Origin of the sequence: Limnohabitans lacus, assembly GCF_030053395.1 — a bacterium.
Classification (GTDB): domain Bacteria; phylum Pseudomonadota; class Gammaproteobacteria; order Burkholderiales; family Burkholderiaceae_C; genus Limnohabitans_A; species Limnohabitans_A lacus.
In genome coordinates this window covers 29,340-44,333 of record NZ_JASGBH010000006.1, presented here as the reverse complement: position 1 = coordinate 44,333, position 14,994 = coordinate 29,340, and the positions used below count along the sequence as shown (strand labels likewise).

13 protein-coding genes are annotated in these 14,994 nt (G+C 60.1%); 2 read left to right on the top strand and 11 right to left on the bottom strand.

The annotated features are described in order from the left end of the window. Positions 1-66 precede the first annotated feature (66 nt). Complete coding sequence (mpl, locus tag QLQ16_RS09145; RefSeq protein WP_283224388.1) at positions 67-1,437, top strand: UDP-N-acetylmuramate:L-alanyl-gamma-D-glutamyl-meso-diaminopimelate ligase; 1,371 nt, start codon at positions 67-69, stop codon at positions 1,435-1,437. A gap of 6 nt (positions 1,438-1,443) precedes the next feature. Next, positions 1,444-2,328: a DMT family transporter gene (locus QLQ16_RS09140; RefSeq protein WP_283224387.1), complete on the top strand. Its 885-nt coding sequence runs from the start codon at positions 1,444-1,446 to the stop codon at positions 2,326-2,328. A gap of 56 nt (positions 2,329-2,384) precedes the next feature. Here the strand turns inward: QLQ16_RS09140 and QLQ16_RS09135 are convergent, their stop codons facing one another. The 11 genes from QLQ16_RS09135 to ftsA all read right to left on the bottom strand — a co-directional run bounded on the left by QLQ16_RS09135 (position 2,385) and on the right by ftsA (position 14,967). Next, on the bottom strand, positions 2,385-3,500 hold the full coding sequence (locus QLQ16_RS09135) for a 3-deoxy-7-phosphoheptulonate synthase (protein WP_283224386.1): 1,116 nt from the start codon (positions 3,498-3,500) through the stop codon (positions 2,385-2,387). Positions 3,501-3,734: 234 nt separating this feature from the next. After that, positions 3,735-5,195 carry a metalloprotease TldD gene (gene tldD, locus QLQ16_RS09130; RefSeq protein ID WP_283224385.1) on the bottom strand — a complete coding sequence of 487 codons (1,461 nt, stop codon included), beginning with the start codon at positions 5,193-5,195 and terminating at the stop codon, positions 3,735-3,737. Between the two features lie 51 nt (positions 5,196-5,246). After that, positions 5,247-6,401, bottom strand: coding sequence for a rod shape-determining protein RodA (gene rodA, locus QLQ16_RS09125; RefSeq protein ID WP_283224384.1), 1,155 nt, complete (start codon positions 6,399-6,401; stop codon positions 5,247-5,249). Positions 6,402-6,434: 33 nt separating this feature from the next. Further along, entirely contained in the window at positions 6,435-7,001 is a 567-nt protein-coding gene (ruvC, locus tag QLQ16_RS09120) for a crossover junction endodeoxyribonuclease RuvC (RefSeq protein WP_283224383.1), read from the bottom strand. Then, entirely contained in the window at positions 6,998-7,732 is a 735-nt protein-coding gene (gene mtgA, locus QLQ16_RS09115; RefSeq protein ID WP_283224382.1) for a monofunctional biosynthetic peptidoglycan transglycosylase, read from the bottom strand. The genes ruvC and mtgA overlap by 4 nt, the downstream gene beginning before the upstream one ends. Before the next feature lie 36 nt (positions 7,733-7,768). After that, a complete protein-coding gene (locus tag QLQ16_RS09110; RefSeq protein ID WP_283224381.1) occupies positions 7,769-8,635 on the bottom strand; it encodes an energy transducer TonB in 867 nt (288 codons plus the stop codon). Between the two features lie 6 nt (positions 8,636-8,641). Further along, complete coding sequence (locus QLQ16_RS09105) at positions 8,642-10,693, bottom strand: ribonuclease catalytic domain-containing protein (RefSeq protein WP_283224380.1); 2,052 nt, start codon at positions 10,691-10,693, stop codon at positions 8,642-8,644. Between the two features lie 44 nt (positions 10,694-10,737). Then, positions 10,738-11,325: a YqiA/YcfP family alpha/beta fold hydrolase gene (locus QLQ16_RS09100; RefSeq protein WP_283224379.1), complete on the bottom strand. Its 588-nt coding sequence runs from the start codon at positions 11,323-11,325 to the stop codon at positions 10,738-10,740. A 22-nt stretch (positions 11,326-11,347) separates the two neighbouring features. Continuing rightward, positions 11,348-12,271 (bottom strand): UDP-3-O-acyl-N-acetylglucosamine deacetylase, encoded by a 924-nt coding sequence (gene lpxC / locus QLQ16_RS09095; RefSeq protein ID WP_283224378.1) that lies wholly within the window; start codon positions 12,269-12,271, stop codon positions 11,348-11,350. Between the two features lie 115 nt (positions 12,272-12,386). Next, positions 12,387-13,598, bottom strand: a complete 1,212-nt coding sequence (gene ftsZ, locus QLQ16_RS09090) for a cell division protein FtsZ (protein ID WP_283224377.1) — start codon at positions 13,596-13,598, stop codon at positions 12,387-12,389. Between the two features lie 139 nt (positions 13,599-13,737). Then, positions 13,738-14,967: a cell division protein FtsA gene (gene ftsA, locus QLQ16_RS09085; protein WP_283224376.1), complete on the bottom strand. Its 1,230-nt coding sequence runs from the start codon at positions 14,965-14,967 to the stop codon at positions 13,738-13,740. Positions 14,968-14,994 lie beyond the last annotated feature (27 nt).

Below are 14,994 nucleotides of genomic sequence, written 5' to 3'. Positions count from 1 at the left end.
CAGCAAGGGCAGAGAAAGTCCACCTTGGCGACCCGTCAGCACCGTGCAGCCACCTAAAATCAGACTATGCATATTCATATCTTGGGCATTTGTGGCACCTTCATGGGTGGATTGGCAGCGTTAGCCCGCGAAGCCGGGCATCGGGTCACGGGTTGTGATGCGGGCGTTTACCCCCCCATGAGCGATCAGCTGCGGGCTTTGGGCATTGATTTGATCGAAGGCTTTGGTGCCGACCAAATGGCCTTGAAGCCGGACATGTTTGTGATCGGCAACGTGGTCAGCCGCGCCCGATTGCCTGATGGCCAGCCCAAATTCCCCCTGATGGAAGCGATTTTGGAATCGGGCGCGCCCTACACCAGCGGGCCGCAGTGGTTGTCTGAGCATGTGCTGCAAGGCCAACATGTTTTGGCTGTGGCCGGCACGCACGGTAAAACCACCACCACCTCGATGCTGACTTGGGTGCTGGAGCAAGCCGGTTCGAAACCAGGTTTCCTGGTCGGAGGTGTGCCGCTGAATTTTGGGGTCTCGGCCCGCTTGGGCGGTGGCAAGTACTTTGTCATCGAAGCAGACGAATACGACACGGCTTTCTTCGACAAGCGCAGCAAATTCGTGCACTACCGTCCACGCACAGCCATCCTTAACAATTTGGAATTCGACCACGCCGACATCTTTGAAGATTTGGCGGCCATCGAACGCCAGTTCCACCACCTGGTGCGCACCGTGCCCGGCACGGGCCGCGTGGTGGTCAACGGCCTGGAAGAAAGTCTGACCCGTGTGCTGGGACAAGGCTGCTGGAGCGAAGTGCGCAGCTTTGGCAGCACCGTGAGCGACTTTGTGGCCGAAGGAGAGCCTTCCCACTTCAAAGTGCTGCAGGCAGGCAAATCGGTGGCCGAGGTGCAATGGGACATTGGCGGCGTGCACAACCAACTCAATGCACTGGCCACGATTGCCGCTGCCGAACATGTCGGCGTGAGCCCTGCCGTGGCAGCGCAAGCGCTGGCCACGTTTGAAAACGTGAAACGCCGCATGGAAGTGCGCGGCGCAGTGAACCACATCACCGTCTACGACGACTTCGCCCACCACCCCACCGCGATCCGCACCACCGTCAACGGCCTGCGCCGTCAGGTGGGCAGCGCCCGCATCCTGGCGATCTTTGAGCCACGCAGCAACACCATGAAGCTCGGCACCATGAAGGCCCAACTGCCCTGGAGCCTGGAAGAAGCCGATTTGGCCTTTTGCCACTCGGGCGGACTGGGCTGGGATGCCGCAGCAGCCCTTGAGTCCATGGGCACCAAAGCGCAAGTGGGCGCAAACATCGATGAAGTCATCGCACAAGTGATGGCGCAAGTGCGCCCGGGCGACCACCTGCTGTGCATGAGCAACGGTGGCTTTGGTGGCATCCACGACAAACTGTTGCAAGCCTTGCAGGCGGGCTGACATCGCATGCCGAACAACAGCCACCGGCGACTGGGTATTGGCCTGGTCACCTTGACCACGCTGATGTTCGCGGTGCTGGACACGACAGCCAAATGGCTGGTGCTGAGTTTGCCGGTGCTGCAAGTCGTTTGGCTGCGCTTCTTAACGCACTCGCTGTTTTCCTTTGCGGTCTTTGCCCCCAGCATGGGGCTCTCATTGGTGCACTGGCACCATCCCCGATTGCAACTGCTGCGCGGCCTGATGCTGGCCAGCATGACAGGGCTTAATTTCTGGGCCCTGCAATATCTGCAACTGGCCGAAACCGGTGCCATGCAATTTTCTGTGCCCATCCTGATTGCCGTGTTGTCGGTCTGGTGGCTGGGCGAGCGGCTGGACGTCCAGCGCTGGGCCGCCATTGCCGCCGGTTTCATCGGCGTGTTGATCATCATCCGCCCAGGCAGCCAAGCCTTCCACCCGGCCATCTTGCTGTCGGCGGGCAACGCCGTCTTGTATGCCCTGTTCAACCTGCTGACGCGCCGCCTGGCGAGCCAAGAGCATCCGGCCACCATGCAATTGGCATCAGCCTTGGTTGCCACCGCTGTGCTCACCCCATTTGCCGTGTGGAACTGGCAAACCCCCAGCAGCGGATGGCAGTGGCTGATGCTCGCGCTGGCGGGACTCAGTGGCGGGGCTGGGCACTATTTCGCTGCGCAAGCGCACCGCTTTGCCTCGGCCGCTGTGCTGGGACCATTTCTTTACCAACAGATCCTCTACATGACGCTGGGCGGCTGGCTGGTCTTTGACCAGGTGCCCGACCGTGCGGTGTTGCTGGGCGCCACCGTGGTGGTGGCCAGCGGTCTGTACCTGTTGTGGCGTGAGTTCCAGGTCAAGACGGAATCTCACTTGAGCTGATCCAAAGTGGGCAACCTTAAAGCCGGCCTGGAAGGCCAGCTTCAATCGCCAAGGCTTCAGCGCGAACGGCGCGCCTTCACCGCATCCGAGAGCACCTGCAAGACGCCTACGCTGTCGTCCCAGCCAATGCAAGCATCCGTGATGCTTTGGCCATAGGCCAGCGCGTTCACATCGTCCTTGCCGGGCGTGAACTTCTGAGCGCCGTCCACGATGTGGCTTTCGACCATGACGCCAAACACCTGGCGCGAACCACCACTGATTTGCGCGGCGATGTCCTTGGCCACGTCGATCTGGCGCTCGTGCTTTTTGCTGCTGTTGGCGTGGCTGCAGTCCACCATCAAGGTGGCGGGTAGCTTGGCGGCATCGAGTTCCTTGCAAGCGGCGGCCACGCTGTCGGCGTCGTAATTGGGGGCTTTGCCGCCGCGCAAGATCACATGGCAGTCTTGGTTGCCTTGGGTCTGCACGATGGCGACTTGGCCGTTTTTATGCACCGACAGGAAGTGGTGGCCACGGGCCGCCGCCTGGATCGCGTCGGTCGCGATCTTGATGTTGCCGTCCGTGCCGTTTTTGAAGCCAATGGGCGCCGACAGGCCCGAAGCCAGCTCGCGGTGAACCTGGCTCTCGGTGGTGCGCGCACCGATGGCGCCCCAGCTGATCAGGTCGCCGATGTACTGGGGCGAGATCACGTCGAGGAACTCGCTGCCTGCAGGCAAGCCTTGGCGGTTGATCTCGATCAGCAGCTGGCGTGCGATGCGCAGGCCTTCGTCGATGCGGTAGCTCTCGTCGAGGTAGGGGTCGTTGATCAGGCCCTTCCAGCCCACGGTGGTGCGGGGCTTTTCGAAGTACACGCGCATCACGATCTCGAGCGTGTCGGCGTACTGGTCGCGCAAAGGCTTCAAGCGGCGGGCGTAATCCAAGGCTGCTGCAGGGTCGTGGATCGAGCAGGGTCCAATGATGACCAGCAAGCGGTCATCCTTGCCGTGCACGATCTTGGCGATCGACTGACGGGTTTGGGAGATCAGGGTTTCCGTGGCCGTGCCGGCAATCGGGAAAAAACGAATCAAATGTTCCGGGGGCGGGAGCACGGTGATGTCCTTGATGCGTTCGTCATCGGTCTGTCCTGTGCGGTCGATGGCTTGGGCATTCCAGGCTTCTGTGTTCTTGGGGGTCATCGTGGGTTCCTCAGATTGAAAAATAACAGGTGAAAAAAAACCGCCGGGCTTTGGGGCTCCGGCGGTGTGTGTCGAGATGTTCGGGTGCTTATGCGCTCGCCTCTCGTCCGCCGGGGACTGAGAACCAAAAATAAAAAAAGTAAAAAGCGGTGCGCAAAGACATGGCATTCAATGTATCACAGCCAGATGACAGTTTCTGACAGACTGCTTTGAGGACAAACCCGAACAAGCCCATCAGGCCGTGCCGCCCACCGTGAGGCCATCGATGCGCAGCGTGGGCTGCCCCACGCCCACCGGCACGCTTTGGCCTTCTTTGCCGCAGGTGCCCACGCCCGAGTCGAGCTTCATGTCGTTGCCGATCATGCTGATCTTCTTGAGCGACTCGGGGCCGCTGCCGATCAGCGTCGCGCCCTTGACGGGGTATTGAATTTTGCCGTTTTCCACCCAGTAGGCCTGGCTGGCCGAGAACACGAACTTGCCGCTGGTGATGTCCACCTGGCCGCCTGCAAAGTTGGTGGCGTACAGCCCTTTTTTGATGCTGGCCACAATTTCTTCGGCGCTTTTGTCGCCACCCAGCATGTAGGTGTTGGTCATGCGCGGCATGGGCACATGGGCGTAACTTTCGCGGCGGCCGTTGCCGGTGGGCTTGACGCCCATCAGACGCGCGTTCATAGCGTCTTGGATGTAACCGCGCAAGATGCCGTCTTCGATCAGCACGTTCTTTTGGCTGGCGTGGCCTTCGTCGTCCACGTTCAGCGAGCCCCGGCGGTCGGCGATGGTGCCGTCGTCGAGCACGGTGACGCCCTTGGCCGCCACACGCTGGCCGATGCGGCCGCTGAAAGCGCTTGAGCCCTTGCGGTTGAAGTCGCCCTCCAGGCCGTGGCCAACAGCCTCGTGCAAGAGCACACCGGGCCAGCCATTGCCCAGCGCCACCGTCATCTCACCCGCTGGCGCGGGGCGGGCTTCGAGGTTGATCAGCGCGGCCGAGACGGCTTCTTGCACATAGCTCTCGACCATCGCGTCGTCAAAATAGGCCAGGCCAAAGCGACCACCGCCGCCACTGCTGCCCACTTCGCGGCGACCGTTGTGCTCAGCGATCACGGTGACCGACAGGCGGATCAATGGGCGCACGTCGGCGGCCAGCGTGCCGTCAGCGCGGGCCACCATGACCACGTCGTACTCAGTGGCCAAACCCGCCATGACCTGCACCACACGCGGGTCTTTGGCGCGGGCGATCTTTTCCACATGGCCAAGCAAATTCACTTTGGCTGTGCTGTCCAGCGTGGACATCGGGTCCAGCGCGGGGTAGAGCGAGCGGCTGGCCGAGATCTTGCGCGCAGGCACCTTGATGCGCTTGTTTTGGGCGGCCGAGGCGATAGAGCGCACCGTCATGGCCGCATCCATCAAAGAAGCCAAGGAGATGTCGTCCGAATAGGCAAACGCGGTTTTTTCACCCGACACGGCGCGAACACCCACGCCTTGGTCGATGCTGAAGCTGCCGGTTTTGACGATGCCTTCTTCGAGGCTCCAGCCTTCGGAGCGGGTGTATTGGAAATACAAATCGGCGTCATCAACCGCGTGGGCTTTGATGGCGTTGAGCGCCTGGCTCAGATGGCTTTCATCCAAGCCAAACGGCTCCAGCAAAAGGTTTCTGGCTGTGGCCAGGCGTTCGATGGTCGGTTCACGTGAAATCATGAGGTCCATTGTAGGGATTGCGCAATCCCCTTGCCGAAAGCTCAGCCCAGATCAGCTTTGGACCAGTTGCTTGGACTTGGCGATGGACATCAAAATGCCCAGGGCAAATCCCAAGGTGACCATGGCGGTTCCGCCATAGCTGACAAAGGGCAAAGGCACGCCCACCACTGGCAAGATGCCGCTGACCATGCCCATGTTCACGAAAGCGTAAGTGAAAAAGATCATGGAGACACTGGCCGCCAGCAAACGGCTGAACATGGTGGGCGCCTGCGAGGCGATGACCAAGCCCCTGTAGACCAGAAAGAAAAAGCCTGCCACCAACACCATGCCTCCGATGAACCCGAATTCTTCGCCAAAGGCGGCAAAGATGAAGTCGGTGGTGCGCTCGGGGATGAACTCGAGATGGGTTTGAGTGCCCTGCATGAAGCCCTTACCCCAGAACCCGCCAGACCCAATGGCGATCATGCCCTGAATGATGTGGAACCCTTTGCCCAAAGGGTCGCGGGCAGGATCCAGCAAAGTGCACACACGCTGGCGCTGGTATTCATGAAGCACTCGCCAATCGACATCGGCCAGGCACAAAGTGGGCTCCATGATCACCAGCATCACCACCCCGACCAAGGCCAACACCACCGGAGGCAAAATCCACCGCCACTTCAGGCCCGCAAAGAAGATCACCGATAAACCTGCCGACAGCACCAACAAGGCCGTGCCCAAGTCAGGCTGCTTCATGATCAATCCCACCGGCACACCCAAGATCAACATGGCCATGGCGAAGTCCAGCGGCCGCAATTGCCCTTCGCGTTTTTGGAACCAGGCCGAGAGCATCAAAGGCATGGCAATTTTCAAAATCTCACTGGGTTGAATCACCACACCGATGTTCAGCCAGCGCCGGGCCCCTTTTTTGGTGAGACCAAAAATAGCCACCGCGATCAACAAAGTCACGCCCATGGCATAAACAGGCACCGCCCAGCTCATGAGTTTTTGCGGCGGCACCTGAGCCACCACAAACATGATGAAGCCGGCCAGCACCATGTTGCGGGCGTGATCCACAAAGCGCGTGCCATGGTCAAAGCCCGAGGAATACATGATCAACAAGCCCACGCAAGCGAGCATGAAAACAGCGAACGCCAAGGGGCCGTCGAAGCCTTCGACCAAGCCCATCAAACGTTGACCCAGCGTGGGTTTTTGAATCACTGCAACCATGGCGCAATTATCTCTTGATCGGTGCAGATGCCGTCAGTGGCTGCGGCCACTGCGGAACATGCCGTGGGTTTTGCGGTTGAGCACACCCTGTGCTGCCAACTTGTTCATGGAAGGGCTGGCATGTGCGTGGGTGATGGCCAAGCCCAAGGCATCGGCCGCATCCTGACGCGGCAACACGGGCAATTGCAGCAGGCGTTTGACCATCTCTTGTACCTGCGACTTGGCGGCGCGGCCATGGCCGGTGACAGACTGCTTCATTTGCAACGCGGTGTACTCGGCAACAGGCATGCCGCAAGACACCAGCGCGGTGACACAACATCCCCGAGCCTGGCCCAGCAACAATGTTGCTTGCGGGTTGACGTTCACAAACACGATCTCCACCGAAGCCACATCGGGCTGGTAACGCGCCTGGATTTCACGAATGCCGTCGTAGATCACTTTCAATCGGGCTGGCAAATTGCCCATTTCTTCTTTGGTGGTCTGAATCACCCCGCTGGCCACGTATTGCAAACGTGAACCGGTCATGTCGAGCACGCCAAAGCCCGTGGTTTGCAAACCTGGATCGATGCCCAAAATGCGGACGGTGGACGGGGTGCTCATGGCAAGGCCACATCGTTCATGCGGGCCACAATCACTTCGGCGCGCCCTGCCAGATAAGGCGATTGGGGGCGCGTCTCGAAATACCGAGGCCTGGGCAGCATGACCGCCAAACGCGCAGACTCCCAAGCGCTCAGATTGGCCGCTGGTTTACGGAAATAGTGCAGCGCAGCAGCCTGGGCACCAAACACGCCCTCGCCCCATTCCACGCTGTTGAGGTAAATCTCCAAGATGCGCCGCTTGGACAGGAAAGCTTCCAAGCCCAAGGTCAATACCATTTCCTGCCCTTTGCGCAGCAAGGTGCGTTCACCTGACAAAAACAGGTTTTTCGCCAATTGCTGGGTGATGGTGGAGCCGCCCACGATCTTGGCCTCCACCGGTTTGGCATCGCCTTGGCGTTGCGCGCGGCGTTCAGCTTGGGCTTTGGCCTTTTCATTTTTGGCCCAAGCTTTTTCCAAAGAATCCCACCAAATGCCGTGGTGTTGGGTAAATGCGCTGTCTTCGGAGGCCAATACCGCACGTTGCAGTTGGGCTGAAATCTGTGCTCGATCAACCCACTCTTGACGCCAAGGCAGATGGCCGTGCCGGGTGAGGACTTGCCAAATTTGGGAACGTTCAAAGCTGGTGGACTCCGGAGCGATCACGTTCATGCTGGCGATGCGCAAGGCAAAAAACACCTGCAAGCACAGCAATGCACAGACCATCAACATGCACCAACGTCCAAACGCCTTCATCCGATTCCTTGCTCGAAAAGCTTCACCCCAGTGGCCTCATTGATCAGGTGCCAGCATGCGCGTCGATAAGGTGTCATCGCGAGAAAACATGAAGCGCGAGACCACCACAATCTGGTCGGCTTGGCGGCGCATTTTCGCGCCAAACGGCTCAAAAGGTCCAGAACTGCGCACGATCGCCAAAGCCCGCTCGTCCAACAACGGGTTGCGTGAGGAACTGGCCACTTCGGTCTCTAAAAGTTCTCCCTGGCTGTTGACGGTGATCACCATGGTCAGCTTGCCATAGAGCTTTTCGCCACGTACTTGCGGAAAATTCAAGGTGCCCTGAGTTTCAATGGTGCGCCGAAGCTTGTCATAGTAGAGCGCGTACACCGTCTCTTTGGTGGCCGGACTGATGTAGCGCTTGCGAGGGGCGCCCTGGGACTGCTCAACGCGCCGCTCAATCTGCGCCAGTTGGCGGCTGAGCTGCTGCTTGCGCTCTTGGCGAGCTTGCTGTTCAGGCGTGTTGCTTTTGTCTGCAGAATCGTCTCGGGAAAGATCCGCCAACTCGGCTTTGAGCTGGGTGAGCAAACGCATTTGCTGGACCTTCAGTGCCTCGATCTTTCTTTGCATCTCGCCAATGTCAGTGCCAGGCTCAGTGGTCACCGCGGCAGGCAAAGGCGAGCTGGACATGCGCACCTCGGTCACATTGCCCCCACCCGCCAAGCTGACCTGCGCCAAGGCCTTCGCTTCGGTGGGCCGTTCATTGCTGCGGGCGTTGACCAACACCACCTCTAAAGGTGTGTCTTCGAACACGCGGTTGAAAGTTTCAGGAGCGGCAAAGCGCAAGGTCAGCACGGCCAGGTGCAAACCCAGGGAGACCCCCAAAGTCCAAAGGAGTGTATGGTTTGGCGATCGGCGTTTCATGCCGGCTCAAGCCCCTTCGCTTTGGGTGCTGTCGTTCAAATCAACGGCAATCGTCAAAGGGCCCGCATTGAGCGCCTCTTCGTCTTCGCCCTCATCGCTGGCCTCGTCTGCGACCACCGGCACATCCAGGTGCTCAGTGACGGTGCCTTTGACATCGAGCGCCATCAGATCGATCTCGCCCAGCTGCACGCGAACGCGTGCACCACGCAGTAGGCCTTGAGCACCCATGACGCTGAACATCAAGGGCAAGCTGTCGGCCCGCACCAGCCAAATCCCGCCGCCGGTTTCTTTGACCAAACTGGCTTCCAGCTCGGTGATGCCTTGCTGCTGCACATGCCGCAGCGTCCAGTAACGCTCCATGCTCGACTGCACGCTGTTGTAGGCGCTGTAAGCAGCATCAAAGCCGCTGATGATCGAGAACAACTCGGCGTCTTTGGGCTTGAAGGGGGCGGCCAATGCGGCCGTCGCGCCATGCTTGGCGCAGGCGATGATTTGCCATTGATTGACCAGGTCGGTGTAGCGGCGCAGGGGCGAGGTGCTCCAAGCGTAGCTGGGCACACCAATGCCCGCGTGCGGCAAAGCCTTGGTGCCCATGCGCACCTTGACGCCTGGCGCCATGCTGGCCTGGCTGCGGTAAATGCCCGGCACACCCAGGCTGGCCAGCCACTGGCCCCAGGTGCTGTTGGCCAAAATCATGGCCTCGGCCACCATCAGGTCCAGGGGTGCGCCGCGCTGGCGCACGCCGATCAACACAGTCTCTTCGCCTGTGGGCGGGGCCTCGTTGCTGGGCCGGTCGAGCTTGAAGCTGTAATCGGGCCGGTTGAAGTTCTCAGGCTTGCCGCGCACCACCTCACGGCGCGCCTTGAGGGTCTGGGCCAAACGCCAGAAGAAGGCCAATGTGGACCGGTCCACCGGCAAGTCTGCAGGCGTGTCGGCCTGATCGGCTTCCAACCATTCGCGGGTGATGGTTTGGTCGAGCTGGTCGTGGCGCAAGTTGGCCAAGATGTTCACACGCTCCAGGCGGGTTTCGGTGTGTTGCACCTCCAGCGTGTCTTCGCTGAACGTCACGTACAGCGACACTGCCGGACAAGCGCGGCCTTCGATCAGGGTGTAGGCCTGCACCACGCTGTCGGGCAGCATGGTGATTTTGTAGCCTGGCATGTAAACCGTGGACAGGCGGGCGCGTCCCAACTGGTCGATGGCGCTGCCCGGCGTCAAGGCCAAGCCGGGCGCCGCTATGTGGATGCCCACCGTAACCGTGCCGCTGCCAAAGCCCTGCAAAGACAGGGCATCGTCGATTTCGGTGGTGTGCGAGTCGTCGATGGAAAAGGCCTGCACCGGAGCCAAGGGCAATTCGTCGGTGATGGCCGGCGCCTGCAAGGCGGGGAAACCCGTGCCCTTGGGGAAAAGGTCAAACAGGAAGCGCTGCCAATGGAAGTCCCAGGCCGAGGCGATGGCGCCTGCGTTTTGCAACAAATCCAGGGGTGCGGTCTGACTGCTTTTGCTGGCCTCGACCACCGCTTTGTATTCGGGTGTGTTTTTGTCTGGGCGGAACAGGATCTTGTAGAGTTGCTCGCGGATAGGCACAGGGCACGTGCCGGCCACCAAGTCTGCCGCCCAGGCTTCGATTTGGGCCTGGACCTGCTTTTTCTTCTCGATCGCGGCCAGCGCTTGTTGAACGATCTCGGCAGGTGCCTTGCGGTAGCGGCCCTTGCCTGCACGGCGGAAATAATGGGGTGCTTCGTGCAAACGCATCAAAGCCGCCACCTGCTGCACCGTTGTGGCGGCGCTGCTGAAATAGTCTTGGGCCAGATCGATGAAACCAAATTCGCTGTCAGAGGCGAATTCGTAAGCCAGCTCCAACTCGATGCTGGGACTCAAGGCCGCCGCTTCGCTGAGCAAGGCAGCGGGCGCTGGTTTTTCGAACTTGAGCAGCATTTGCGCCGCCTTGACTTTGACCCGCTTGCCCGAGTCCAACTCGACCTGCGCGGAAGCCTCGGCTTCGGACATGACCCTCCCGGCCATGAATTTGCCGGCTTCTTCAAATAATACGTACATGCTCAGATTTTCCCATGCCAGCCCGCTCTTGCGGGGTCGGGGACTCAGGCCAGACCCAGAAATTCAAGGATTTCAGCTTTGTAGTGATCGAAATCGCTCAGGGCATGGTCGCTGCCCTCGATCAAGTGCACCCGGCCGGCCTGGTGGCGGGCGAGCATTTCCCGCCAATCGAGCACTTCGTCGCCCTTGGCGATCAAGGCCAAGGTCTGGGGGGCGGCGCTGGGGGTTGGCGATTCCAGCGCTTGAAGTTCTTGGATGTAGGCTGCATCAAAGAAGATGCTTTGCGAGGGGTCGTGCCAAGCCGCTTGTTCGCCAATGTACTGGGCCAAATCCCGCGAAGGATGCACCGCCGGGTTGATCAGCACCGCAGGGCAACCCAGATGCTGGGCCAGGCAACTGGCATAAAACCCACCCAAGGAAGACCCCACCACCGCCATGCGGTCAGCGGGCCAATGGGCCACACCAGCCAGCAGGTCGGCCATGGCTTGGCGAGGCGATGCGGGCAATTGCGGGCACCACCAGTGCACGTGGGGGAACTCGCGCGCCATCCACAGCGCCATCTTGCGGGCCTTGACCGATTGCGGCGAAGACCTGAACCCGTGCAGGTACAAAAGGTGGGTGGTGCGGCTCATGCGCAGCGGGCCCAAGGGGCCATCACCAAGCGGGCTGCAATGCGGCAAAGCCGCGCGGCGCTTGGCTGTCTTTCTCGAACGTCACGATCTCGTAGGCGTCAGGTTGCGCCAGCAAGGCGCGCAGCAATTGGTTGTTCATGGCGTGGCCCGAGCGGAAAGCGCTGTAGGCCGCCAGCAAGGGATGTCCCACGATGTACAGATCGCCCATGGCGTCGAGGATCTTGTGTTTGACGAACTCATCGTCATAACGCAGGCCGTCGGCGTTGAGCACCTTGTAGTCGTCCATCACGATGGCGTTGTCCAGACCGCCCCCCAGGGCCAAGCCATTGGCGCGCATCATCTCCACGTCTTTGGTAAAGCCAAAAGTGCGAGCCCTGGCGATGTCGCGGGCATACACGCCTTCGGACATGTCGAACACCACCTGTTGGCCCGTGGAATCCACGGCCGGGTGGTGGAATTCAATTTCGAAGCTGAGCTTGTAACCGTGGAAGGGCTCCAGGCGAGCCCATTTGATGTTCTGGCCCTCGCCTTCACTCACCTGCACCGGCTTGAGCACGCGGATAAAACGCTTGGGCGCTTTTTGCTCGACCACGCCCGCGCTTTGCAGCAAAAACACAAACGAAGATGCAGAGCCGTCCAGAATCGGCACTTCTTCGGCGGTGATGTCCACGTAGAGGTTGTCGATGCCCAGTCCTGCGCAGGCCGACATCAAATGCTCAACGGTGTGCACCTTGGCTTGCCCGACCGAAATGGTCGACGCCAGCCGGGTGTCGGTCACCGATTCGGCCTTGACGGGAATGTCCACGGGTTCAGGCAAATCGACACGTCGAAACACAATGCCCGTGTCTGCGGGAGCCGGGCGCAGGGTCAACTCGACCCGTTGGCCGCTGTGCAGGCCAACGCCCACGGCTTTGGTCAAGGTTTTGAGGGTGCGTTGTGCGAGCATTCGGGCATTTTAAGGGCGCCAGCTTGGGCTTGCGCTGAATAGGAAAAGCAAAAAAGGCCAGACAGGCATGCGCCCGTCCGGCCTTCAAAGCACCAGAAATGATTTCAGCAGGAGATCAGTCGGCTTGCTTGCGCAAGAAGGCTGGGATCTCGATGTCATCCATACCAGCGGCCGACATGCCATCGACACGGGTTGCCGCATGGGTGCGGTTGCTGCGCCAGATGGCGGGGGTGTTCATGCCGGAACCCATGGACGCTGGTGTGTTCAAAGCAGGCGCCACGGCATCCTGACCGCCCATGATGAAGGGGGCGTTGTCGGTGCCGGTGCGCAGCACTTGCAGTGGAGGGGCTGTGCGGCGAGCGCCTTGCTTGGACAAGCCGGTGGCCACCACGGTGACGCGGATCTCGTCGCCCAGGCTCTCGTCGTACGCGGTGCCGTAGATCACATGCGCGTTTTCCGAAGCGTAAGCACGGATGGTGTTCATCGCTTGCTTGGACTCGGACAGCTTCAAAGAACCTTTGGCGGCGCTGATCAGCACCAACACGCCCTTGGCACCCGACAGGTCCACACCTTCGAGCAGTGGGCAGGCCACGGCTTGTTCGGCGGCGATGCGGGCGCGATCAGGGCCGCTGGCGGCGGCCGTGCCCATCATGGCTTTGCCAGGCTCGCCCATCACGGTGCGCACGTCTTCAAAGTCAACGTTCACATGGCCGGGCACGTTGATGATCTCGGCGATACCACCGACCGCGTTTTTCAACACGTCGTTGGCGTGGGCAAAGGCCTCGTCTTGGGTCATGTCTTCACCGCCGGGCAATTCCAGCAGTTTTTCGTTCAAGACCACGATCAAAGAATCAACGTTGGCCTCGAGTTCTTGCATGCCAATGTCGGCGTTGCTCATGCGGCGGTTGCCTTCGAATTCGAAAGGCTTGGTCACCACACCCACGGTGAGGATGCCCATCTCTTTGGCGATGCGGGCAATCACAGGGGCTGCCCCGGTGCCGGTGCCGCCGCCCATGCCGGCGGTGATGAACAACATGTGCGAGCCTTCGATGGCTGCACGGATGTCGGCTTCAGCGCTCTCGGCGGCTTCGCGGCCTTTTTCGGGCTTGCTCCCAGCGCCCAGGCCGGTTTGGCCGAGCTGAATGAAGCGGTGCGCTGCACTGCGGGCCAAAGCCTGTGCATCGGTGTTGGCGCAGACAAACTCAACGCCCTGGACGTTGCGCTCGATCATGTGCTCGACAGCGTTGCCGCCGCCACCACCGACACCGATCACTTTGATCTGGGTGCCTTGGTTGAATTCTTCGGTTTGGATCATTTCAATGGACATGGTGCTCTCCTAAATATCTGCAATTGCCTGAATTTTGTGAATCTTGTTTTTTTGTTCAATGGGGTCAAGGTTTGTCAACATCGACAAGGTCTCGACTCAGGGGGACTGCCTCGGGCCAAGAACAGTTTTTTCCAGTTCATCAGAAGTTCCCCACAATGAAATCTTTGAATCGGCCAAAGGCGTTGTTGACCGAGCTTTTCTTTTGCGTGACCTTGAAGCCACGCAGGCGGGCCATGCGCGCTTCTTCGAGCAAGCCCATCACCGTGGCGGCGCGGGGCTGGCTGACCATATCGGCCAGACCGCCCGAATACTTGGGCAAGCCACGGCGCACGGGCTTGAGGAAGATGTCTTCACCCAACTCGACCATCCCGGGCATGACAGCGCTGCCGCCGGTGAGCACGATGCCCGAGGACAACACTTCTTCGTAACCCGACTCGCGGATGACCTGGTGCACCAGCGAGAAGATTTCTTCGATGCGCGGCTCAATGACGCCTGCCAAGGCTTGCTTGCTCAACATGCGGGGACCACGGTCACCCAGGCCCGGCACTTCGACCTGGGCATCGGGATCGGCCAGCAATTGCTTGGCATAACCGCTTTCGACCTTGATGTCTTCGGCGTCTTTCGTCGGCGTGCGCAAGGCCATGGCGATGTCGCTGGTGATCAGGTCACCAGCGATCGGGATCACGGCGGTGTGGCGAATCGAACCGTTGGCGAAAATTGCCACATCGGTGGTGCCTGCACCAATGTCCACACAGACCACGCCCAGCTCGCGCTCGTCTTCGGACAACACCGCCAAACTGGACGACTGGGGGTTGAGCAGCAACTGGTCCACTTCCAAGCCGCAGCGGCGCACGCACTTGATGATGTTTTCGGCCGCACTTTGGGCACCGGTCACGATGTGCACCTTGGCTTCCAAGCGCATGCCGCTCATGCCGATCGGTTCTTTGACTTCCTGGCTGTCGATCACGAACTCTTGCGGCGCCACCAACAGCAAGCGTTGGTCTGTTGAGATGTTGATGGCGCGAGCCGTTTCCATCACACGGGCCACATCGGCAGGAGAGACTTCCTTGTCCTTGATGGCGACCATGCCGCTGGAGTTGATGCCACGGATGTGGCTGCCGGTGATGCCCACATTCACGCGTGTGATTTTGCAATCGGCCATCAGCTCGGCCTCTTTCAAAGCCTGCTGGATGCTTTGCACGGTGGCGTCGATGTTGACCACCACACCGCGCTTGAGACCATTGCCCGGCGCGATGCCCAGTCCCGCGATCTTGAGCTGGCCATCGGGCAAAACCTCGGCCACCACCGCCATCACTTTGGAGGTGCCAATGTCCAAACCCACCACCAGATCTTTGTACTCTTTTGCCATATGAATCACCGTTTCTGTTGTGTTCCT

What these genes read in the sequence shown, in the direction of transcription:
- mpl (WP_283224388.1), top strand. Translation starts at nt 67, where the DNA reads ATGCATATTCATATCTTGGGCATTTGTGGCACCTTCATGGGTGGATTG.
- QLQ16_RS09140 (WP_283224387.1), top strand. Translation starts at nt 1,444, where the DNA reads ATGCCGAACAACAGCCACCGGCGACTGGGTATTGGCCTGGTCACCTTG.
- QLQ16_RS09135 (WP_283224386.1), bottom strand. Translation starts at nt 3,500, where the DNA reads ATGACCCCCAAGAACACAGAAGCCTGGAATGCCCAAGCCATCGACCGC.
- tldD (WP_283224385.1), bottom strand. Translation starts at nt 5,195, where the DNA reads ATGATTTCACGTGAACCGACCATCGAACGCCTGGCCACAGCCAGAAAC.
- rodA (WP_283224384.1), bottom strand. Translation starts at nt 6,401, where the DNA reads ATGGTTGCAGTGATTCAAAAACCCACGCTGGGTCAACGTTTGATGGGC.
- ruvC (WP_283224383.1), bottom strand. Translation starts at nt 7,001, where the DNA reads ATGAGCACCCCGTCCACCGTCCGCATTTTGGGCATCGATCCAGGTTTG.
- mtgA (WP_283224382.1), bottom strand. Translation starts at nt 7,732, where the DNA reads ATGAAGGCGTTTGGACGTTGGTGCATGTTGATGGTCTGTGCATTGCTG.
- QLQ16_RS09110 (WP_283224381.1), bottom strand. Translation starts at nt 8,635, where the DNA reads ATGAAACGCCGATCGCCAAACCATACACTCCTTTGGACTTTGGGGGTC.
- QLQ16_RS09105 (WP_283224380.1), bottom strand. Translation starts at nt 10,693, where the DNA reads ATGTACGTATTATTTGAAGAAGCCGGCAAATTCATGGCCGGGAGGGTC.
- QLQ16_RS09100 (WP_283224379.1), bottom strand. Translation starts at nt 11,325, where the DNA reads ATGAGCCGCACCACCCACCTTTTGTACCTGCACGGGTTCAGGTCTTCG.
- lpxC (WP_283224378.1), bottom strand. Translation starts at nt 12,271, where the DNA reads ATGCTCGCACAACGCACCCTCAAAACCTTGACCAAAGCCGTGGGCGTT.
- ftsZ (WP_283224377.1), bottom strand. Translation starts at nt 13,598, where the DNA reads ATGTCCATTGAAATGATCCAAACCGAAGAATTCAACCAAGGCACCCAG.
- ftsA (WP_283224376.1), bottom strand. Translation starts at nt 14,967, where the DNA reads ATGGCAAAAGAGTACAAAGATCTGGTGGTGGGTTTGGACATTGGCACC.